This is a genomic window from Vibrio tapetis subsp. quintayensis (assembly GCF_030409945.1).
Lineage (GTDB): Bacteria > Pseudomonadota > Gammaproteobacteria > Enterobacterales > Vibrionaceae > Vibrio > Vibrio quintayensis.
In genome coordinates, this window is record NZ_JAUFQV010000043.1 from 244333 (window position 1) to 266443 (window position 22111).

A 22111-nucleotide genomic window follows, 5' to 3' on the forward strand; every position below is an offset into this window, starting at 1 on the left:
ATAACTTGGTTATAAAAAGTACGAATTCAATTTGTTTTTAAGCTCTTTGTTTCTATAAGCATAGTTTAGAGATATCCTCGCTGAGTTTTACTCTTTATACCCAAATTTGAACTGTTAGGCACTTCTATGACTACCGATCACACATCTTGTAAACGCGGTTTTGTTTCTCTTGTTGGTGCAGGACCGGGCGATCCTGATCTTTTGACGATGAAAGGATACCGTGTTCTTAAAAACGCCGATGTCGTGGTCTACGACCGCTTGGTTTCGAAAGAGATTATTGCACTAGCCAACGATAACGCAGAGTTGATTTATGTCGGTAAAAAACTTGACCATCACTGCGTGCCTCAAGGCCAGATCAATCAAATTTTGGTGGATAAGGCGAATGAAGGTAAAAGTGTGGTACGTCTTAAAGGTGGTGATTCGTTTATCTTTGGTCGTGGTGGAGAAGAGCTAGAAACCTTGGCTGAAAACAATCTGTCGTTTGAAGTTGTTCCGGGCATCACTGCAGCAGCAGGTGCAACGGCGTATGCTGGCATTCCACTGACTCATCGAGATCACGCGCAAAGTGTGCAGTTCATTACTGGGCATTTACAAAAGGATGGTCAAGATATCCAATGGTCTTCTTTGGCTCAGCCCAATAATACCTTGGTATTCTACATGGGCTTGAAACAATCTGGCCATATTACCGAGAAGCTACTCGAAAACGGCCTAAAATCAGACATGCCATGTGCCATTATTCAGCAAGGCACAACGGCTTCTCAAAAAGTGTTTACTTGCACGCTTGCAGAATTAGCGAAAACAGCACAACAAGCGATTAGCCCGTCTTTAATCGTGGTTGGTGAGGTAACGAAGCTACACAGCAAACTGGATTGGTTCGAGTCGAACGCTTAATTGTGATTCTTTTTGCAACAAACATGTGAATTGAGAGCTATATATCTAATAAAGGACGCAGGATAGAATAAGGTAATAACAACTAGGCTACATATGAATAACAATATGCCTGGGTGAAATTCATGAAGCTGGAAGACAATCATGCAATTACCTTACTCTACCTTGATAGAAACATTGGAAGTTCGCGTTGCCAAACAACGCATCATTACCGATCCAACGCTTACCTTAGCTTATGGTACTGACGCTAGTTTTTACCGATTAGTACCTAAGCTAGTGGTTCAACTCGATAACCTCGATGAGGTGATCTACACCTTACAATCCTGTCATCAACTCAATATCCCTGTGACCTTCCGTGCAGCCGGCACTAGCCTGTCTGGTCAAGCGCTGTCTGATTCCGTTCTTATTACCCTCACGACTAACTGGCGAAATCACAAAATACTGAATGACGGAGAGCAGGTTTGGTTACAACCCGGTGTAATAGGGGCTGATGCCAATAAATATCTTGCCCCGTATGGCCGAAAAATTGGACCAGATCCTGCTTCGATAAACACGTGTAAAGTCGGGGGCATCGCTGCGAATAATGCGTCAGGCATGTGTTGTGGTACGGCGCAAAATAGTTATCAGACCTTAGCGGGAATGACGGTTGTATTTGCTGATGGCACGGTATTAAACACCCTTGATAAGCAAAGCATTGCGGCTTTTGAATCCAGCCATAGTGACATGCTCAACGAGTTGGTTTTGTTGGCGAAAAGCTGTCGGAGTAATCCTGATCTTGCGGATAAAATTCGCCATAAATATCGATTAAAAAATACCACAGGTTATAGCCTCAACGCTCTCGTAGACTTCGAATCATCCATCGACATTTTGCAGCATCTCCTTATTGGTTCGGAAGGCACGCTTGGTTTCATTGCTGATATTACCTACAACACCGTTATTGATCATGTTTACAAAGCGTCAGGCTTGTTTGTATTTGCTGATATAGAAAGCACGTGCTTGGCTGTAAGTGAGCTCAGTAAAACAGGGGTTGCTGCCGTAGAATTGATGGACAGTCGTTCGCTAGCATCGGTAGCAGATAAACCAGGAATGCCGGAATTTATTGCAAAGCTTGGGGCAGAAGGCAACCAAGAAGCAGCGGCGTTACTGATTGAGTTACACGCGGAAAACGAAGCAGATTTACAGTCTCAAATTGATGAATCTCTTGCGCTTATCGCTCCGTATTGTCCAATTGAGCAAATTGACTTTAGCCGCGATGCAAAGATATGTGAGCAACTATGGGCGATTCGTAAAGGCTTATTCCCGGCAGTCGGAGCAGTACGCGAAACTGGAACAACCGTGATCATCGAAGATGTGGCGTTCCCTATTGAAAAACTGGCTCCCGCCGTACGAGAGTTGCAAGAGTTGTTTATCCAGTTTGATTACCATGAAGCGATAATCTTTGGTCATGCGTTAGCTGGAAATTTACACTTTGTGTTTACCCAAGCATTTGATACCGATAAAGAAGTCAATCGCTATAGTGATTTCATGGATGCGGTTGCGCAGTTGGTTGCCGTCGATTATCAAGGGTCACTCAAAGCAGAGCATGGTACCGGCCGTAACATGGCACCATTTGTTGAGTTAGAGTGGGGCGCTGAAGGTTACGCGCTTATGCAGTCAATTAAGTGCATCTTTGACAAGACAGGTATCTTAAATCCTGGTGTTATTCTCAATGACGATACTCAATCTCATATTAAAGATCTAAAAGCGATGCCTGCCGCAGACGAGCTAATAGATAAATGTATAGAGTGTGGCTTTTGTGAACCGGTGTGCCCATCGAGAAACCTGTCGCTAACACCTAGACAACGCAATAGTATTTATCGTGAAATCAGTCGTTTACGTCGGACCCAAGAAGATCCTGTTCGGTTGGCAGAGATGGAGAAATCGTACCAATATTACGGAATCGACACTTGTGCTGCAACAGGGTTATGCGCCGATCGCTGCCCGGTGGGGATCAATACCGGTGATTTGATGCGAAAATTACGTCAACAACATTCACCAACAGCAAAACGTATTGCAAGTTGGAGTGCGAAACACTTTGATGGCATTACGGCGACAACTCGTGTTGGACTGAGCGCCGCGAATGCGATGCACTCGGTTATAGGTACCAAAAATATGGCGGCGGTAACCGGTGTTGCCCGCACGTTGTCAGGCAATAGAATTCCATTGTGGACGCCCAACATGCCCTTATCGGCCGGCGCTTTGCCGACGCTGAACAATATGAAGATAAAGTCAGTTAAGAAAGACAAAGTGGTTTATTTCCCTAGCTGCGCATCTCGTAACATGGGGCCAGAGAAAGGTGCACAAGATACACGACCTTTGGTTGATGTGACGGTGTCACTACTTGCTAAGGCGGGTTACGATATTGTTATGCCGGAAGATCTCAATAGCCAGTGTTGTGGAATGCCGTATAAGAGTAAAGGGTTTGTGGAAACTGCACAAAGCAAAGCACAACAACTTGAAGAAGCACTTTGGCAGGCAACAGAGGAGGGGAAATATCCGGTACTCATGGATACCAGCCCATGTGCAAGTTTAACTAAGGAAACGCTCACTAAAAAGATATCGGTGTATGAACCGTTTCAGTTTGTTGCAGAATTTGCGATGCCACGATTGAAGATCAAAAAACAACCTGAACCAGTCATGCTTCACATCACCTGTACTTCGCGCCGCAACGGATTAGCTTCTGTTATGCAACGGGTTATTGAAAGTTGTGCAGAACAAGTGGTGATTCCCGAAGACATCATGTGCTGCGGATTCGCAGGAGACAAAGGGTTTACAACTCCAGAGCTAAACGCCTCCGCTCTGGCACCTTTAAAACCTCAAGTACCGGATGACTGTATTGAAGGGTACTCCAACAGTCGGACTTGCGAAATTGGTTTGTCACAACACAGTGGCATAGAGTATCGCTCGATTTTGTATTTGGTTGATAAGGTCAGCGCGTAGAGGCTATATTGGAGTATGGTGAGTTTTAAACTCAGATAAATAGAAATTGTAGGGAAGCAAATGGCACACCTTGAGTCGAATGTTTGGCATGAGTTGCAAAACGCTTCCCTATATTGGGCGCCGAATTTCATTAGTCAGGAAGAGGCGAGCGAACTATTTTGCCAACTAGAGAAGCAATTAAAGTGGCGAAATGACAATATCACGCTATTTGGAAAAACCATGCCAATCCCCCGATTACAGGCTTGGTATGGCGAGCGTGATTATTGCTACTCTAATATATTGATGCAAGCAAACGAATGGTCGCCTTTGTTACTCGATTTAAAACATCGTTGCGAGCAAGTTTCAGGCTCTAGGTTCAACTCCGTATTAGCCAACCTTTATCGCAATGGAAGCGATTCTAATGGATGGCATAGCGATAACGAGCCTGAACTAGGCAACAACCCCGTGATTGCTTCGCTGAGTTTTGGTGAAACACGCCGATTTCTCGTTAAGCATCGACACACTAAGCAAAAACTTACCTTTGAGTTATCTCCAGGAAGTTTATTGATAATGGCAGGTGAGATGCAGACCCATTGGCAGCATACAGTGCCGAAAACTAAGATCGAGAAATCCGGGAGATTAAACCTAACGTTTCGCTATATCTACGAATAGAAAATCAGTTAATCGCAGCGTAGCCGTTAATCTATCTGTTTTCCGCTATTCGCCATAATACGCCACTAGGGTCGGTTAGGCAGAATTCAAGCATACCCCAAGGTTGATTAACCAACTCTGAAATTTGCGCGCCAAATTCTTTAACTAGATCCAGCGACAACACATGCTCATGCCAGCTTTCCGCATCTTCAACCAGTAGGTGCATCATAGAGTTGTTGCAATGAAGCGGCTCATAAAAATCTTGCAGCAAAAAAGAGCATACTCCGGATTTAAAATAGGCAATGCCATCAAATTCTGACGCCATTTGAAACCCAATCTTTTGATAAAAACGCTTAGAAAGCTCAAAGTTTTTGGCAGGCACGAACGATTTTATTTCTACAGTTTCTAAGTTTCTCATAGACCGTTTTCTCAACTGGCTGAAGTACAATAGTGTGAAACGCTTTGTGGAATCGAATATTTAGCAGTAAATGATAATGATAACTATAAACAATGATGGAGGCATACTACCAACAACGTAACGATATTGCTAAATTTTATACGGTCGGTAGTACGCATAACTGATTGGTATGATAAACTAGATGAATAGAAATCAGTGTTACGTGATCTAATATGAAATTACTAGCCGACAAAACAGGCGAGCAGTACCTGAATGTTATTGAATCGGATGGAGATTCCGTTTTGGTTCAATTTATATCGAACGAGGGTGCACCAAAAGGCAAGCCATTTCGTGATTCAATGAAAGGGTTACTTCTTGTTGGTTGGACGGCGCGAACCACATCTTCAGCCATCGGTTTGTACCGGTTCAAGCAAGGATATTTAGAAGATGAGCATGTGAGTTTTGCATTGCATCAACTATTTCCACTCGGGAGAATGGTCAAGCTTCCAACAGGAGAGACCGCGCAGATTGCAAGCTATGCCAATACTCACGCAGATGGGTATTACATGTATCTACAAAAGCCGGATGACTCCGAGCTAACAAGGATGAAAATCTCTCCAGAGTGGCAACTTCTCCCATCAACAGAGCTGCTCGCACTGCCGTATTACCCGAGAGCAAAGACAGAAGCCGAGATTCAGGTGATTGACGAATTTGATCTTTGGGCTCAAGGCTTTTAGCGAACTACTATCCCTAGTGGGGACTTTCCGCTTTTGAATGTGACGATTGTTGTTTTTACAATGACGAGATGAGTTGAGCATAAGCGCGTCAACTCAACTCGATATGTCACGTATCAACTGAGGTGTTGACCAAAAAACTCTATGGTTCGGCTCCAGGCTAATTCGGCTTCAGCTTCGGCGTAACGGCCGGTTGAGTCGTTATGGAAACCGTGATTGACGTCTTCATAAATATGGGCAGTAAAGTCAGCGTTGACTTTTTTAAGTTCCATTTCGTAGTCAGGCCAAGTTCCATTTACGCGTTTGTCCAAGCCTGCAAATTGAATGAGCAGCGGGCCTTTTACATTTTTTCTTAGTTCTGGTGCGGCTGGCGTCCCATAAAAAGGCACGCCTGCGTCTAATTGATCAGGCATAACAGCTGCGAGCATATTGACAATGTACCCACCAAAGCAGAACCCGACTGCACCCAACTTGCCATTACTCAATTCGTGAGACTTAATAAAGCCAGCGGCCGCAATGAAATCCTCTTCGATGTGGGCGCGAGACATGCTTTTTTGCATTGCGCGACCTTCGTCATCATTACCAGGGTAACCACCTAGGGGATATAAGGCGTCGGGAGCAAACGCAATAAACCCTTTTGCTGCTAATCTTCGGGCTACGTCTTTAATGTATGGGTTAAGCCCTCGGTTCTCATGAATAACTAACACAACTGGGGCACTGTCTTTTAATTCTCGTGGCACCACTAGGTAACCTTGCCCCTCGCCACTGCCTTTCGGAGATGGAAATTTCTCATAGGTGGCTTTTATGGAGGCGTCGTTAAAGGAGACTTGCTCCGCTAAAGCGTAATTTGGTATTAAAGCAGACGTCAGCGTTGTCATGGTAAAGCCTAACGCGACCAATCCTGAAAGCCGGCCCATAAATTCTCGGCGATTAATCAGCCCATGCGCGTATTCGTCGTACCAATCAAATGCTTCTTGGGGGATCGCTCTGCTATTACCCATTTGGTCGTTATTCTCTTGAGTCATTGTTCTTCCTTGTTGATGTGCGCTGATAAAACATAAGCCAGTAATTCATCAATTATCAATTAAAGCGTAGCCAGCAATGATAGAGAGCGGTAATTATTTACACAGATTTACAAAGCGGTGGATGAAGGCCTAAATATGTGGGTAACTAATGTGGGTGATAAGGGAAAGGGGTTAGAAAAGAGCAACACAGAAACTGCGTTGCTCTTTTTGTTACTTCAAACAAAATTTGTGTTCAATTCGAGCCGAATTAGTTAGCTAAATTAATCTTAGCAAAGTCAATTTTGTTCGCTTTAGGAGAGCGTTTGATATCGACAACTTGGCGGTAATGTGTCGCCATAATGTAACCGAAACAACCTAGGATTAAGGCAATGGCTAGTGCGCCAACCCACTGGATTTGTAAGAAATTCAATTTAAACAGCAAGGTCAACCCACTTAGTAGGGCGATGTTGCCCAGCACATATTTGGTTTTACCAAAACGTTGAACCGTTAAGTTTAAGTTGTCGGTGTACAAACGAACCAAAGAATCCAATGAATTTACAACAAAGGTGACTCCGACTAACACCATCGCCATGTTGTAGAAGCCGGTGACTGGGATCGCGTTGGCACTGTAATAGTAAAGAACCGTAAACCATACTGCGATAGGTAAAGATGGCACGACCATCATGGCAATCAACACTTGGTATGTACGTAATCCACCAACAAAACGAGCGGTAAACTGGCCAATCATGATGCTCCATGCAAACCACCAGTAAAGGTAAAACTCATGGTAATCGTTGATCGGTAGGATGAACTTGTGAATGTTAGCGAAGTAATCACCTAACAGACCGAACGTAGTGAAGAAGTCTCCAACACTTGAACCTTCCGACAAGAATGCGCCAGACCACATCAAGGCGATTAAACCTAGGAACAAAAAGCTACTGCCTAAGCTCAAAATACGAACGAAGCGAATGTTGGTGCTTGAATACACTGCCACTGCGATGACCGCAAAAACAATGAGGTAGAAGCTCCCTACTACGGACTCTCCGTCACCCATCTCAGGTAGATACCAAGGTAGGTTCGAAAGTAATAAATAGGAGGTGAACGCACAGGTACCAATAATAACGAGGTTATTGATGAACTTGATCAGTGGTATCTCAAAGAACTTAACGCGCGGTTCGATGACACAAAAGTAAAAACAAGTTAGGAAGTAGAAAGCCCAAATGAAGAATGCCCAAAAGCCAAATTCGATGGCCAACGGATTAGTGAAGGAGTATTCAGGGCTGGTTGCTAAATCGGCATAGCCTGCGAACTCGGTCAACGGGAACATAACAAGCCCCACATCTAGACCGGAAGTGAACAGGATAGCGATAAATGTAAAGGTGCGAACGGGTGTTACCCCAATGCACTTCACATTCCCCCAGCGGTAGATAACAAAAGCGATAGCAGCAAACGTAAATAGAATGCCTATTGATAGCCAAGTAGTCATTATTTGGCCTCGAGGTGTGTATAGCAAGCAAACATAATTAAATCCTTATTTATGTTTAATGCGATGTTAGCTTTCTTTAGGACGGCCTTAGCCATCGGCTCTTAAACCTCTTTTTATCGAGAGTGAGAACCAAAGAAGCGCAACAAAGCGAATTGGACCATTTGCGAATCTCGCCTAGGTTGGTCGTGTACCTCATAAGAGCCATCACGAAGTGGTTATTCCAAGTGATGGCAATGAATTCTTAGTTATTTTTTTAGAAGCAATTACTTACTGGTCGTTAGTTCTCGCTTGGGTGCTTTCAATCTTTGTGTGGTCTGCCAATCATCTGCAATAACAACGGTGGCTTCGTTTGGCGCTAACATGTCATTGCCAAGGATGAGATCGGCAGCGCGTTCGGCGACCATGATGGTTGGAGAGTTTAAGTTTCCGTTTGGAATTGTTGGAAATATGGACGAGTCGACAACACGTAATCCATTAATGCCGTGTACTTTGGTTTCGGAGTCCACCACAGCCATTTCATCTTCGCCCATTTTGCAAGAACATGACGGGTGGTAAGCACTCTCTACAGCACTTCTAACAAATTTGTCGATTTCTTCGTCAGACTGAACCGATAAGCCGGGTTGAATTTCTTCACCTCGGAATTCGTCTAAACCCGGTTGATTAATGATTTCACGTGTTAAGCGAACACAAGCGCGGAAACCTTCAATATCTTCTTGATTCTGTAGATAATTGAACTGAATCTTGGGTGCTACGTGGGGATCACTTGAAGCGACTTTCACAAAACCACGGCTCTTGGGTTTGTTGTGCCCAATGTGTACTTGGAAACCATGACCAGCAAACGCTTCTTTGCCGTCATAACGCATGGCGGCTGGAAGGAAATGGTACTGTAGATCTGGCCATTCCAAATTCTCTTTAGAGCGAATAAACCCACAAGATTCAAAGTGGTTGGTTGCCCCTAAGCCAGACTTATCTAAAATCCAACGAGTGCCTATCCATAGTTTATTTAAGGGATCTAATTTGCCATTTAGCGAGATCGGCTTCAGGCACTTAAATTGGAAGTAGAACTCAAGGTGGTCTTGTAAGTTTTCACCCACCCCAGGCAGTTCATGTATCTGCTCAATGCCAGCGTCAGCCAGTGTTTTCTCACCACCAATACCAGACAATTGCAAAATGTGTGGTGAGCCAACCGAACCGGCAGAAAGCACGACTTCTTTGTTACAACGAACATCCACCATTTTGCCTTTGCGTTCGTAGCGAATACCGACCGCAGTTTTGTCTTCAAGCAGAACTTTGTGAACTAACGCGTGAGTAACAACGGTGAGGTTATCTCGCTTCATTGCCGGTCTTAGGTAGGCATTGGAAGTAGACCAGCGCACGCCGTTTTTTACGGTCATGTGCATTGGGCCAAAGCCTTCTTGTTGCTCGGCGTTATAATCGCGGGTTGCCATGTACCCGGCATCTACCCCTGCGTCGACAAACGCTTGGTACAACGGGTTTTTCATATTATTGCCGTTGTTCACGCCAAGAGGGCCAGAATCGCCACGATAATCATTGCCACCGAAAGACCAAGTTTCTGCTTTTTTGAAATACGGTAGACAGTGGGCGTAATCCCAGCCTTTGGCACCGTGCTGTTGCCACTCATCGAAGTCGCGAGCATGGCCGCGAACATAGACCATGCCATTGATGGATGAAGAACCACCAAGTACTTTACCGCGAGGGCAGTGCATATTGCGGTTATCTAAAAAAGGCTCGGCTTCTGTTTCAAATTGCCACGCGTATTTCTTGGTATTCATTGGAATAGACAAAGCGGTCGGCATTTGGATGAAAATGCTCTTGTCACTGCCACCTGTTTCTAAAAGGAGTACCTCGTTATTTGGGTTCTCTGATAGACGGTTCGCCAATACACAGCCTGCGCTGCCTGCGCCAACAATGATGTAATCTGGTTGTTTGATGCTCATTGTCGTTCCTTAAAATGGGCTTTCGAGTGACTGCATACCTACGTATACCGATTTAATTTGGGTGTAAGCTTTTAGCGTTTCGCTGCCATTTTCACGGCCAATACCCGACATTTTGTAACCACCTACTGGCATTTCAGCAGGGGAGGCACCATAGGCATTTATCCAGCAAATTCCCGCTTCAATTTGGTGTATCACGCGGTGAGCGCGGGTGATGTCTTGAGTGAAGACGGCTGCGGCTAAGCCAAGATGTGTGTTGTTGGCGCGAGAAATAACTTCTTCTTCATTCTCAAATGTCAGGACTGACATGACAGGGCCGAAAATTTCTTCTTTGGCAATGGTCATGTCATCGGTGCAATCTGTGAAGATGGTCGGTGCTACGAAGAATCCGTTCGGCGCATTGTCAGGTTTAAGTGCAGTGCCACCTGTCAGGAGCGTAGCGCCCTCTGACTTGCCGATGTCGATGTATTCCAACACCTTTTTCTGATGATCTTTAGAGATCAGGGCACCAAAATTCGTATCTGGGTTTAACGGGTCTCCACACACAATATTTTTTGATGTGCGTTCGACTAGGCGCTCAATAAAGCGAGGGTAAATGTCTTGTTGTACAAACACTCGTGTGCCGTTGGTACATACTTCACCTTGGGTGTAGAAGTTACCTAACATAGCCGCTGAAACAGCATTTTCGACATCAGCATCGCTGAAAATGATCAGTGGTGATTTACCACCTAGCTCCATGGTTACTTCTTTCAAAGAACCAGCCGCAGCGGCCATGACTTTCTTTCCTGTGCCCACTTCGCCAGTAAAAGAAACTTTGGCGATGTCTTCATGGGATGTTAACCATGCGCCAACTCGGCCATCACCTTGTACAACATTGAACACACCGTCAGGTACTCCTGCTTGAGTAAAAATCTCAGCTAAGCGCAGAGCGCCACTTGGGGTTTCTTCAGAGGGTTTGAATATCATCGCGTTGCCACAAGCCAATGCTGGTGCTGCTTTCCAGCAAGCGATTTGTATCGGATAGTTCCACGCGCCGATACCAGCACAAATACCAAGAGGTTCACGGCGAGTGTAATAGAAATCGTCGCCGACAGATTGTTGGTTACCCTCTATGCTCGGGGCTAGCCCGGCAAAGAACTCAATAGAATCAGCACCAGTGACGACGTCGACCTCGGAGGCTTCTTGCCAAGGTTTTCCAGTATCAATGACTTCTCCTTTGGCAAGTTCATCGTTGTTTTCACGCAATAGAGAAACCGCTTTTAATAGAATGCGGCTTCGTTCTGTTGGTGTCATCTTTGACCAAACGGAAAAACCGGCTTTTGCGCTGCTAATGGCGGCTTGTTGAATAACTTCGGTCGCAGTCTCGACCAAATAGCTCACTTCGCCTGTGGCGGGATTGATGACCTCAAAAGTTTCACCGGTCTCGTTAGAGACGTATTGCCCATTGATGTAATTTTTATAGACGGCTAACGATGACATTAAGTTTCTCCATACTGCTTGTTCACGGCGTTAAATCTGGTGCGAAAATAGCGATTTTGTTAATCGGATCCATCAGAGTTTTTGCTCTATATGAAGGCGATAAAATTGCCCAAGCAAGTTCACTTGAGCATTAAATTAATTTCGATCCTAATGATTAGAGTACTAATGATCAAGTGATTAAATTTAGAAAATCCAAATTGATTTTTTGGTCGGGTGCAGCTAAGCTTATGTTTTAAATGGATTAATTGTTAAATAATTGATCGTTTTTGAGCCTATAAAAGAATATTCGTTACAGTTGTAAACATTCGTGCTGTAACGAAAATGAAATTATTTGGTCATGTTTCGAGCATTTTGAGTTGAGTTCATCGCTTTTAGCGCGGTTTAATTCAATAGTAAATGTATGGTTTATAGATCTGAGAATCGAAAAAGACAGACTACAATGCAAGCAGCCCTAGCAGTATCGGACTCGCATTCATCTTGATTAAGGAAGAAAGGCACGATGGGTAAAACGCTTATACGAAATAGAACAAATCATCCGGCTATTAATAGGTCGAGCGTCAGCTTTCCATTGCCGATTATGCCCGTTCCAAATTTGGACGAGACATGTCAAAAATTATTGGCATGGTCGGCGCCATTATTAACAGAACAAGAACAACGCGACACTCAAGCTGAAGTTGAGCGATTTCTCGCACCCGGTGGGGGCGGCGAAACGTTACAACATGATTTAATCAATTGGCAAAATGAGGATGGCATTGCCAATTGGTCTTCTCCTGTTTGGCAAGATCTCTATTTGGAGTCGCGTGCGCCATTACCCATTAACAGTAATGTATTTTATTACTTGAAAAGTAAATTAGACGAGAACAAGAATAGCCAAGCTCACATAGCAGCTTCGCTGATTGCCACTGTGTATCAATTCATGACTATGGTGGATAGCAAGTCTCTTTCAACCGACATGCAAAAGGACGCGCCCCTATGTATGGCGCAGTACGACAACATTTTTTCATCAATAAGAACCCCGCAAAAAGGCACCGATGAATTTAAAGTGTCGGCGTCACGCCAACATATCGTCGTCATGCACAACGGTGGAGTTTTTAAAATTCAAATGTTGGATGACGCAGAAAAAACGAAGTCACCCATCGATCTCGAAGCTGAAATAAATCTTATAATGGATGCCGGTGAACAAGGACCGAATATAGGTTTGTTTACAACATTACAGCGGGATGTTTGGGCACAAAAACGCATTGAGTTACTGAGTATCTCGCGCAGCAACCAAAGGGCGATGGAGGTCATCGAACAAGCGGCATTTGCAGTATGTTTAGACCAAGAACACCCTGTGGAAATTCAAGAAATCTCTCAGCAATTGCTTCATGGTAATGGCACCGACCGCTACTTTGACAAGTCGTTGCAATTTGTTGTGTTTGGTAACGGTAAAACAGGCATCAACTTTGAACATACTGGGGTAGATGGCTCGGTTATGTTGCGCTTGGTTGCCCATATTTATGACCATATTGATCTAGCTTTTGCCCATCATTTGACTCATGAAAATAAGGCTTCTGCTCAGTTATCCCGCGGGCCTGCCCCGGTATTGTTTGAGCTTAATGCGTCATTAGCTAATACATTGGAAAACGCAGAGAGGCAGTTTTGCCAGCATATTAGTAATACTCAAACTCGAGTGCTAGGTTTTTCATCTTTCGGAAAGGAACAAATTAAAAAGTTTCGTGTCAGCCCGGATGCTTTTGTACAAGTGGCCCTGCAACTGGCAGAGCACAAGCTTTACGGTAAATGTTACAGTGCCTACGAAGCGGTCATGACTCGAACATTTCAAGAGGGACGCATTGATGTGCTTTATACGGTATCACCGGAATCCTTGGCATTTATTGAGAACATGCGCTCAGACAATTGTGACATTGGTACAAAGCAACAATCATTGATTCTAGCGACTCAAAAGCACACCCAAAGAGCCAGCGAGTGTCGAACGGGGCAAGGCGTTTACTCGCATTTCTTGGCGTTGAAATATCGCTATAAACAGGCAGGAGAGAAGCTTGGTTTAGTGGCGTTACCGGGTTTATTTAACCATGATGGCTATTTGGCTCTGACCAACAGTGTAGTGTGTACCAGTACCACGTCTGAGTATGGGGTAGAGTTGGCCGGGTATGGACCCATCGTGGATAACGGATATGGCATTCGTTACTTTATTCGCAATGATTCAATCTGTTTTAATATGACAGCCAGAACTGACATTCAAGCCAATTTGGAGGCAATGCATTTTTATATAGAGCAGTCGCTTTTAGAAATGGCGGAATTAATGAACGCCGAGCAACAGTAACTGAGGTGGGTTTTGTCGCTAACTGCTTGAATATTAGTGGCACAACTCGCATCCCTTTGCCTCTTTGGCGGTAAATAGTTTGTTGTGATAAAAAAGAGCTAGCCTGAAAGCGGCGTTACACCCATAATAATATGATATTAATAAGAATTGCTGCAACAACTCGGAACCTGAATGAGCCAATCAAAATTGCTGCTAGAAATCAGCACTCACGCTTTACTGCATCTAGAATTCAAAAGACTCGATAAACGCCTTTCATCAACAGAACAAAATAATTTATTGGTTCAGTTCCTTAAACGTGCGAGCAAAGATAACCGCTATAAAGCAGCACGAAAAACCGCGAAAAACTGGTTGCTTTTAGGGCGTAAACCTAATGGTAACCTAGAGTCAATTTTAACCAGAGAACAAGACAGGCTTCGTTACACCGTCGCAACAGATCTGCATTGCTTTGTAGAGTTGATTGGCAGCCTGGAACAAAAGCTTAAAACCAAAGTGCAATATTCAATGGCGCACAAAATTGATTTGAAAGCACGCTATGGCAAAGTGTTGGTGTGTGTGGTTGATGAAGATCTAAAAGGCAGTTTTGATGAAGATGGCCTGATGTTTTCAGCGACTCAAATTCTGTTTATTGGTAGTGAAGAGCATAAAGATGTGTTTTCAGAAGTGATCGAAAAAGACGGGCATTTCCAAACGGTGGTAGCGTATGAAGACGAAGAGCATCTTAGAGTTGAGCTGTTACGAATGTAATCCCACGATCGACTTCTTATACACGCTTGGTGTCAGACCAGATACGCGTTTAAAGGCGCGTGAAAACTTAGAAATATCGTGATATCCCAGCTGATTCGATATATAGGTTAGGTTGTGCCCTTCTTCCATTAACTCGCATGCCACAGTAAACATGAGATTTTCTTTAATCTTCCTAAATGACGTGTTTTCTTTTGTAAGGTTACGCTGGAATGTGCGAACTGAGAAATTGAGTAAGTGCGCGGCTTCTTCCAACGAAAGATTCCTTTCTTTAACATAGGGCCTAAGAACCTCAAAGACACTGTCTGTAAAGCTTGTGTGCCATTCTATCGTTACTGGTGCATCTATTGATAAAGAAAGTGATATAGGCATTGCAAGCACGTCGTTAGGAATGTAAACAGCGGTTGCTTCCTGTTCGACGGCTAGTCTACAGTGACTTGGCAAAATGGACTTCACAACATCCGATTCACTCCCTTGCAGTTTTACGATCGAAGGCTGCCATTGTGTATGAGTTAACGCACTGATTAACTCGATGATATAGGTAACAACAAAGACTTCCTCCCATTGAAAAGAGGGCAAATGGATTAACGGTGCGCTGCTACAAAACCAGCTTTTTTGGTGTATTTCTTCAAATTGTACATTGTTACCTGGGGAATCCTGAGCAAATATCACATCAACATCGGCTAATGCTTCATTTATCGTTTTGTATTTAGAAAATACAGGAAGTAATTGTGGAACGATGTGCTCGCGCAGTGCCAAGGAAAGTAAGTCGGTCAATCGTGAGACCCCAAGTTGTAAAGACATTAAATAAATAAGGCGCTTGATGGGTTCTAACGGAATAAAGTCGCTGTCGGATTGAAATAAATCCGCAGGCAGTCCTGCATCATTAAGTAATTTCTGTAAGTTGAGCCCATATTCAGAGAATACAGTGACAAGTATTTTTGCGTATCCCGTTTGCATTACAGGAACTTTGTAACTGCTGAGTATCATTTTTTCCGATCCTTTTCCTTGCCTCATCGTGTTTACAGGTTCATTTTTAGAAAGTAAGCACCATGAGTTACCTTTAGAAAGTGTCGCCTATTTAATCAGTTATCTTAGAGGTTAACTTTAGACGCTGACTTCGTACTGACATTGTAAACGCTAGGTTAAAACTTAACCAGTGGCGTAAAATGGTAAATGTTCACAGGGTAAACCTATTATGCTTGTTCTCTAAACCGGAGACCAAGCATGAAACGATCCTATTTCAGAACAACTATCTTGTGCCTTACTGTAGGCGCTAGCGCGCTCGGCTATGCAAACATTCAAAGTTCAGACTATGTCCAAAGTGCTACGGCCAACGCTGCACTTCCAGCCGCAGAATTGTCGACGGCAGATGATAGTGCACTGTCAGCGACCATGAATGCCGCACAAGAGGGGCTCGCCCATGCCCAAGTGAAGTTAGGCTTAATGTATGAACAAGGTGAACAACTTGAAGAGGACGTCGATCAAGCGGCTTTCTGGTATCGTTTAGCGGCGAATCAAAACCACCCACAAGGTCAGTACAATTTGGCCCTTTTGTATATTTATGGCGTTAGTGTGGAACAAGATGCCATATTAGCTACTTATTGGTTAGAGCGTGCAGCTGTGAACGGATATATGCCCGCTATTATTCATTTGGCGCGAAATCAAGAAATGTACTTATTAGAAGAGGGGGCTGATATGGAATGGATTAAAATGGCGGCTTCACGTGGTGACCCGTTATCTCAGCTAAGCCTGGCACAATGGCACCTCAGTGATAATCACATGGACACCGTAAAAGCTGAATTCTGGCTCACGAATGCTGCAGAATACGATTCAGTAGAAGCGCAACAAATGCTTGTTGAATTTTACTCTTTGGATAAATATCAAACTGTAAACCCGGAAAAAGCCAGTTACTGGCAAACTAGGTACACCAACACGCTAATGGTGATTAACGGACAAGCAAACTAAAGCTCTGAGATTATGATGCTCTTTACGCTGAGGTGTGAAGAGTCTCTAAGAGCACTACCATATTTCACTACTTTGGCTCTTTTGCCTAAATGGAACGGTATCTTGGTAAATTTGTTTTCAAGTTGAAAAATTCGTGTGAAGTCAACGAAGTCGTATTTTTCAAGGCAATTAAAGTCATTAAAACCATTTACGTTTTTAAAGTTGTGCTTAAACCTAATACGCAAGTGAGAATTGTTTAACCAGCTGTATATAGTTTGCGGTTAACTCTTACGTTCTATAGGTACAGGTATGTTTTTGAACCGTTTCACACTGCAAAGTCGTTTGATCTTTGCTGTTTTCTTACCGTGTTTGGTTTTAGTTGCGGTTGGGCTCGCCAGTTTTAATAGTATGTCTACTTTGCAGATTCAATCTCAGCAGCTTTACCTCAATACATCTGCACCAATGCGTTCAATGGCTGAAGTGGCATCTCGTATCCCTCGCATGCGTGTTGGCATAGACATGATGCTACTGCAAGAAACTGCGCTACGAGATAAAAAGGGCGTATTGACCCGAGTCAAAGAAACACGATTAGAAGACATACCTGAAATGCGTGAATCGATAGAGCACGCCTTACGAACGCAGGTAAACCCAGAACAACAAAAGCAAGTGGCGAAGTTATTAGCAGGGTTTGAGCGAATGGTGAGCGATGAGCTAGAACCAATGCTTAACGCTTTTGAGGCGGAAGAACTGCCAGCAGCTCAAGCCATTTATCGTGATAAATACGCGAAGACATATGGAGTATTACGTAAAGAAGCGAATGCGATTCTAGATGCGTTGCTTGAACAAGCAAAAAATCAGCATGACATCAGCATCGAAAGCCATGAAGAAGGGCAAAATTTCCTTAAGGGATTCATCGCATTTGGTTTGATTCTCTCTGTGATTTTGTCAGCCATTATTGTTATAAGCCTGAAGAAACGGGTGAGCTATTTAAGAAACACAATAGCCCATGCTGCTGACAATATGGCGCTGAATACGAAAATCAATCTAAGCGGTAAAGATGAACTGACGGACATCAGTGACAGCATGAATCGTTTATTGGAAAACGTTCATTACGCTATCGAGCAAGTTGCAGCTAACTCCCACCAGTTAGCAGACGCGGCTAATAATGTCACTGAGAAAGCGACGTTAACTCAAGACAATTGCACCATGCAAAGAGATAGAACTGTTCAGGTCGCAACCGCGATACATGAATTAGGAGCGACGGTTGGGGAAATTGCCAACAATGCAGCGCTTGCAGCTGAAGGGGCTAAACAAGCGTCTGATAAAGCTAATGACGGGAACGCTCAAGTCAGCCAAGGAAGTGCCCAAATTAGCCACCTGACTAACGATTTGGGTGAAGCCAACCAAGTGGTCCAGTCGCTTGCGGAACGAGTGGACGAGATCGGGTCTTTCCTAGAAACCATACGCAGTATATCTGAACAAACCAATTTACTGGCACTTAATGCCGCGATAGAGGCTGCAAGGGCGGGAGAACAAGGCAGAGGATTCGCTGTTGTTGCGGATGAAGTTAGAAGCCTTGCAGGGCGTTCTGCGGAATCAACCGAAGAGATTCAGAGAGTCATCAATCGGTTACAAGAAGAGTCGAATCGAGCCGTTGATGCGATATCCAAAGGTAGGCAACAAAGCCAGTTGGTGGTTGAGCAATCTGAAACCACCAACAGTGTGTTGAATGAAATCATAAGCCATATTGTGACAATCAGTGACCAAAATATTCATGTGGCGACAGCAACCGAAGAACAGGCAACGGTTGTGCAAGAAATTAATCGAAATGTTGAGAGCATTAACCAATTGACGGGGCAAACCGCTGATGTAGCGCAAGAACTGACAAGCAGCAGCGATTACTTAAAAGATCTGTCCCATAAGCTTGATGGCTTGGTGGGTAAATTTACGTTATAAAAATCCAAACTTAGCCCAACATATTAAAAGGCCCTGCTTTTAAAGCAGGGCCTTTTATTTTATAAGAAAAACAGTGCTGAATTTAATTTGGGAGTAACAATGTAATGGCTTTTTGTTGTATATAATTGCGACGTGAATAACACTTAAGTAGGGGTTTTAATGTGTTTAATTGTGAGTGATGTAAAAACATTAAGCGAGAAAATGATGAAAGTCACAGCATGGATTGTTTTGTTTTTATGTGAGAGCTGCGCAGTAACCTTTTGTTTATAATATATTAATATCATTTTTGCTGGTCTCGTTTAATACCTGTGTGTTTACTAAAATTCATTAACGTCATAACTCTCATTAAAGAACTAATTTATGGGGTATTTAATCACATTACCAATTTCAAGTTCATTGAATAATAACACCATCAATTTGACGCTGAGTTTATATTTCTAGTCAGCCAAAAGTTGAATCAAGGAAATAACAATAATAGGTATATCAATGAACATGAAACTTAAAAACGTAATGATAGGCGCAGCCATCGCATCTGTTGCGGCTCTACCAATGAGTAATGCTTTCGCGAAAGATTACCCGCCGAAAACTCTCTCTTTTGTTGCCCCTTCTGGCGCTGGTGGCGGTTGGGATCTAACGATCCGTACTGTTGCTAAAACCCTCAAAGATACTGGCCTTGTTGAAGCGAACATGCCGATCACGAACCGTCCTGGTGGCGGTGGTGCGGTAAACCTTGCCTACATGCAAACGCAAAAAACCAGCGACAAACTTATTTCTGTCTATTCACCACCAATCCTTTTGACTAAGTTGACTGGTGCGAGTAAATACAGCTACCAAGACACGACGCCTCTGGCTCGTTTGATTACTGATTACGGTGTTTTTGTCGTGTCGAAAGACTCGAAATATTCGTCGATTAATGAAGTGATGGATGCACTTAAGAAAGATCCTAAGAGTGTGAAAGTAGGCGGTACATCGGCTGCTGGCAGTATGGACCACATTCAGTTTCTGCTGATTGCAAAGGCTGCAGGCGTTCCGAACCTTAACAAAATCGACTACATCTCGTTTCAAGACGGCGGTGCAGTGGCTCAAGTACTGGGTGGACACGTTGACCTCATTTCAACCGGTCTTGGCGATGTTACTCAACTCGTTAAAAGCGGTAACTTAAAAGCCCTAGCACAAACCGCTGATAAGCGCGTTGGTGAAGGTGCAGTGGCAGATATCCCAACAGTAAAAGAGCAGGGTATTGATGCAACGTTTGAAAACTGGCGCGGTCTGTTTGGCCCGAAAGACATGCCAGATTACGCCGTTAAATACTGGACAACAACATTAGAGCAAATGGTGGAAACCCCAGAGTGGGCAGAAGCGCGTAAACGTAACGGTTGGGACGCGGCTTACCAAAATGGTGAGGAATTTACTAAATTCCTAGCTCAAACAAATGAGGAATACAAAGGCATTCTTGCTGAGATTTTCTCTAGAAAATAATTGAAGTAACACCTCGTTAAAGTAAGGGGGGAATGATCCCCTCTTAAATTGTCATCTTCTAATGTTCCTTAATCATTCCTAGCGTAAGGATAACCTATGGAAAACAACAACGTTCGTCCAAACTGGGATGCGTTTACAGGTTTATTTAGTGTTGTATTTGGCCTGATATATGGCGGTATGGCATATACCATGCCTCGAGCAGCCTTTGGTAACCCGTTAGACCCAGTATATTTCCCAATGGGTGTTGCAGCACTTGCAATACTGGTTGGAACCATTTTGCTAGCAAAAAGCAATATGAAAGCATCCATTCTTGCATTCAATAACTTAATCAATGAAGACGAAGTTAAGAAATTCGATCGCAAGAGAATTTTATACACCTGCATCATCGCCACTGGTTACGCGATGATATTTGATACCTTTGGCTATGTGATCAGCACATTCTTGTTCATGTTTGCCATGCTAACCATCACGAGTGGCAAAGAAGCTTGGGTAAGAAGTGCTGCCGTTGCTCTCGCATTCTCAGTAAGTGTGTTCTTTATCTTCAATACCTTACTCGCAATTAGTCTTCCACCACTGCCATTTATGGAATAGGGCGAATTATTATGACTGAGATTTTAGCTAACTTAATGAATGGTTTCGGTGTTGCGTTGCAACCCTACCATTTGCTACTTGTGACTGTTGGGGGCGTACTAGGTACTATTGTAGGTATGCTTCCAGGACTTGGCCCTGCTACAGGCGTCGCCGTTTTATTACCAATGACGTTTGCCATGGGCCCAACGGCAGCTTTGATCACCATGACAGGAGTGTACATTGGTGCCATGTTTGGAGGTTCTCGTAGTTCTATTTTGATTAACACTCCAGGAGATGGCGCAGCACTTGCTGCGACGTTTGATGGCTACCCAATGGCAATGAAAGGCCGTGCTGAATCAGCACTGGCTATCTCTGCAATCGCTTCGTTGATTGGTGGTACGATTGCGGCGGTTCTGATGACGCTATTGGCTGAACCTGTTGCTGGCTTTGCATTAAAATTTGGACCTGCTGAATATTTCTTATTAATGGTTGCTGCATTGTCTATGACAGCATCTATGTCAAAAGGGAATATGCTTAAAGGCTTCTTGTCTATGGTTATTGGCCTTGCTATTGCTACTGTTGGTATTGATGCTCAAAGTGGTACGGAGCGTTTTACATTTGGTAATTTGCATCTACAAACAGGTATTGATTTCCTCGTTGTTATCATTGGTATTTACGCAATGGGTGAAGTATTTAAGAGCTTCAGTTCACTAAGTAAAGGCACCAAAAAAGCGCAGACTAAATTCAAGCGTATTTGGATTGAAGGCGATGATTGGAAGCGTTCTAAATGGGCCATCTTACGTAGTGCACCTGTAGGTTTTATTATCGGCTCTCTACCAGGGGCTGGCGGTACAATGGCCTCTCTAATGTGTTACAACAATGAGAAGCAATTGTCTAAGAACAGCGAAGAGTTTGGTCATGGTGCCATCGAAGGTCTTGCTGCTCCAGAATCTGCGAATAATGCAGCATCGATCGGTGCGATGATTCCGATGTTAGCGTTAGGTGTTCCTGGGTCTGGTACGACTGCGGTAATGATGGGAGCGCTGCTAATGCTAGGCATTCAACCAGGGCCGTTATTGTTCGTACAACACGCCGATATCGCGTGGGGTCTGATTGCAAGTATGTTTGTTGCTAACATTATTCTAGCGGTTGTGAATATTCCACTAGCGGGTGTGTTGGTACGAGTACTGGCTATTCCACCTAAAGTACTGTACCCAATCGTACTTGGTTTGGCATTCATCGGTTGTTACGCAATCAGTAACTCAACGATTGAGTTCTACATCTTGATTATCTTGGGTGTGGCGGGTGTTGTGATGAAGCGTGCGAATATTCCAACAGCGCCAATGATTCTTGCCGTCATCGTAGGTGGAACAATGGAGCAGTCGTTCCGTCAAGCATTCCGTATTTCGGACCAAGATTTCTCTATCTTTGCGGGCTCTACGGTTTCTCAAGTACTGATTGCCATTACTGTGTTGTCAATTGGTTTACCGATTTTAGGTATGCTGAAAAAAAATAAGAAGGAAGCACAACCTGCTTAATG

The 22111-nt window shown here is 43.8% G+C and carries 17 protein-coding genes; 11 read left to right on the forward strand and 6 right to left on the reverse strand.

Annotated features, from left to right (window positions below):
• Positions 1-126 precede the first annotated feature (126 nt).
• From cobA to QWZ04_RS22055, 3 genes are all read left to right on the forward strand, one after another.
• Entirely contained in the window at positions 127-891 is a 765-nt protein-coding gene (gene cobA, locus QWZ04_RS22045; protein WP_290330427.1) for a uroporphyrinogen-III C-methyltransferase, read from the forward strand.
• A gap of 141 nt (positions 892-1032) precedes the next feature.
• Positions 1033-3867, forward strand: a complete 2835-nt coding sequence (locus QWZ04_RS22050; protein WP_290330428.1) for an FAD-binding and (Fe-S)-binding domain-containing protein — start codon at positions 1033-1035, stop codon at positions 3865-3867.
• 60 nt (positions 3868-3927) lie between these two features.
• Positions 3928-4518 (forward strand): alpha-ketoglutarate-dependent dioxygenase AlkB family protein, encoded by a 591-nt coding sequence (locus QWZ04_RS22055; RefSeq protein WP_290330429.1) that lies wholly within the window; start codon positions 3928-3930, stop codon positions 4516-4518.
• Between the two features lie 31 nt (positions 4519-4549).
• Here QWZ04_RS22055 and QWZ04_RS22060 read toward each other — a convergent pair whose 3' ends face one another.
• On the reverse strand, positions 4550-4915 hold the full coding sequence (locus QWZ04_RS22060; protein ID WP_290330430.1) for a VOC family protein: 366 nt from the start codon (positions 4913-4915) through the stop codon (positions 4550-4552).
• Positions 4916-5127: 212 nt separating this feature from the next.
• Between QWZ04_RS22060 and QWZ04_RS22065 the strand changes: the two genes are divergently transcribed.
• Complete coding sequence (locus QWZ04_RS22065; protein ID WP_290330431.1) at positions 5128-5631, forward strand: hypothetical protein; 504 nt, start codon at positions 5128-5130, stop codon at positions 5629-5631.
• 113 nt (positions 5632-5744) lie between these two features.
• On the opposite strand, the gene QWZ04_RS22070 is transcribed toward QWZ04_RS22065, so the two are convergent.
• The 4 genes from QWZ04_RS22070 to betB form a co-directional block, all read right to left on the reverse strand.
• Entirely contained in the window at positions 5745-6653 is a 909-nt protein-coding gene (locus QWZ04_RS22070) for a dienelactone hydrolase family protein (RefSeq protein ID WP_290330432.1), read from the reverse strand.
• A 247-nt stretch (positions 6654-6900) separates the two neighbouring features.
• Positions 6901-8118 carry a hypothetical protein gene (locus QWZ04_RS22075; RefSeq protein ID WP_290330433.1) on the reverse strand — a complete coding sequence of 406 codons (1218 nt, stop codon included), beginning with the start codon at positions 8116-8118 and terminating at the stop codon, positions 6901-6903.
• A gap of 263 nt (positions 8119-8381) precedes the next feature.
• On the reverse strand, positions 8382-10076 hold the full coding sequence (betA, locus tag QWZ04_RS22080; RefSeq protein WP_290330434.1) for a choline dehydrogenase: 1695 nt from the start codon (positions 10074-10076) through the stop codon (positions 8382-8384).
• A gap of 9 nt (positions 10077-10085) precedes the next feature.
• Positions 10086-11552 carry a betaine-aldehyde dehydrogenase gene (gene betB / locus QWZ04_RS22085; RefSeq protein ID WP_290330435.1) on the reverse strand — a complete coding sequence of 489 codons (1467 nt, stop codon included), beginning with the start codon at positions 11550-11552 and terminating at the stop codon, positions 10086-10088.
• Between the two features lie 499 nt (positions 11553-12051).
• Between betB and QWZ04_RS22090 the strand changes: the two genes are divergently transcribed.
• Together QWZ04_RS22090 and QWZ04_RS22095 are read left to right on the forward strand one after the other, a co-directional pair.
• Positions 12052-13878, forward strand: a complete 1827-nt coding sequence (locus QWZ04_RS22090) for a choline/carnitine O-acyltransferase (protein WP_290330436.1) — start codon at positions 12052-12054, stop codon at positions 13876-13878.
• Positions 13879-14049: 171 nt separating this feature from the next.
• On the forward strand, positions 14050-14622 hold the full coding sequence (locus tag QWZ04_RS22095) for a DUF2913 family protein (RefSeq protein ID WP_290330437.1): 573 nt from the start codon (positions 14050-14052) through the stop codon (positions 14620-14622).
• On the opposite strand, the gene QWZ04_RS22100 is transcribed toward QWZ04_RS22095, so the two are convergent.
• Complete coding sequence (locus tag QWZ04_RS22100; protein ID WP_290330439.1) at positions 14611-15609, reverse strand: helix-turn-helix domain-containing protein; 999 nt, start codon at positions 15607-15609, stop codon at positions 14611-14613. The two genes, QWZ04_RS22095 and QWZ04_RS22100, sit on opposite strands and share 12 nt — an antisense overlap.
• 237 nt (positions 15610-15846) lie before the next feature.
• Here QWZ04_RS22100 and QWZ04_RS22105 point away from each other — a divergent pair, with 237 nt between their 5' ends.
• The 5 genes from QWZ04_RS22105 (at position 15847) to QWZ04_RS22125 (ending at position 22109) form a co-directional block, all read left to right on the forward strand.
• Positions 15847-16587, forward strand: coding sequence for a tetratricopeptide repeat protein (locus tag QWZ04_RS22105; RefSeq protein ID WP_290330440.1), 741 nt, complete (start codon positions 15847-15849; stop codon positions 16585-16587).
• Between the two features lie 288 nt (positions 16588-16875).
• Positions 16876-18522, forward strand: a complete 1647-nt coding sequence (locus QWZ04_RS22110; RefSeq protein WP_290330441.1) for a methyl-accepting chemotaxis protein — start codon at positions 16876-16878, stop codon at positions 18520-18522.
• A gap of 486 nt (positions 18523-19008) precedes the next feature.
• Positions 19009-20001, forward strand: coding sequence for a Bug family tripartite tricarboxylate transporter substrate binding protein (locus QWZ04_RS22115; RefSeq protein ID WP_290330442.1), 993 nt, complete (start codon positions 19009-19011; stop codon positions 19999-20001).
• A gap of 96 nt (positions 20002-20097) precedes the next feature.
• A complete protein-coding gene (locus tag QWZ04_RS22120; protein WP_290330443.1) occupies positions 20098-20592 on the forward strand; it encodes a tripartite tricarboxylate transporter TctB family protein in 495 nt (164 codons plus the stop codon).
• A gap of 11 nt (positions 20593-20603) precedes the next feature.
• On the forward strand, positions 20604-22109 hold the full coding sequence (locus tag QWZ04_RS22125) for a tripartite tricarboxylate transporter permease (RefSeq protein ID WP_290330444.1): 1506 nt from the start codon (positions 20604-20606) through the stop codon (positions 22107-22109).
• The last annotated feature ends 2 nt before the right edge of the window (positions 22110-22111 follow it).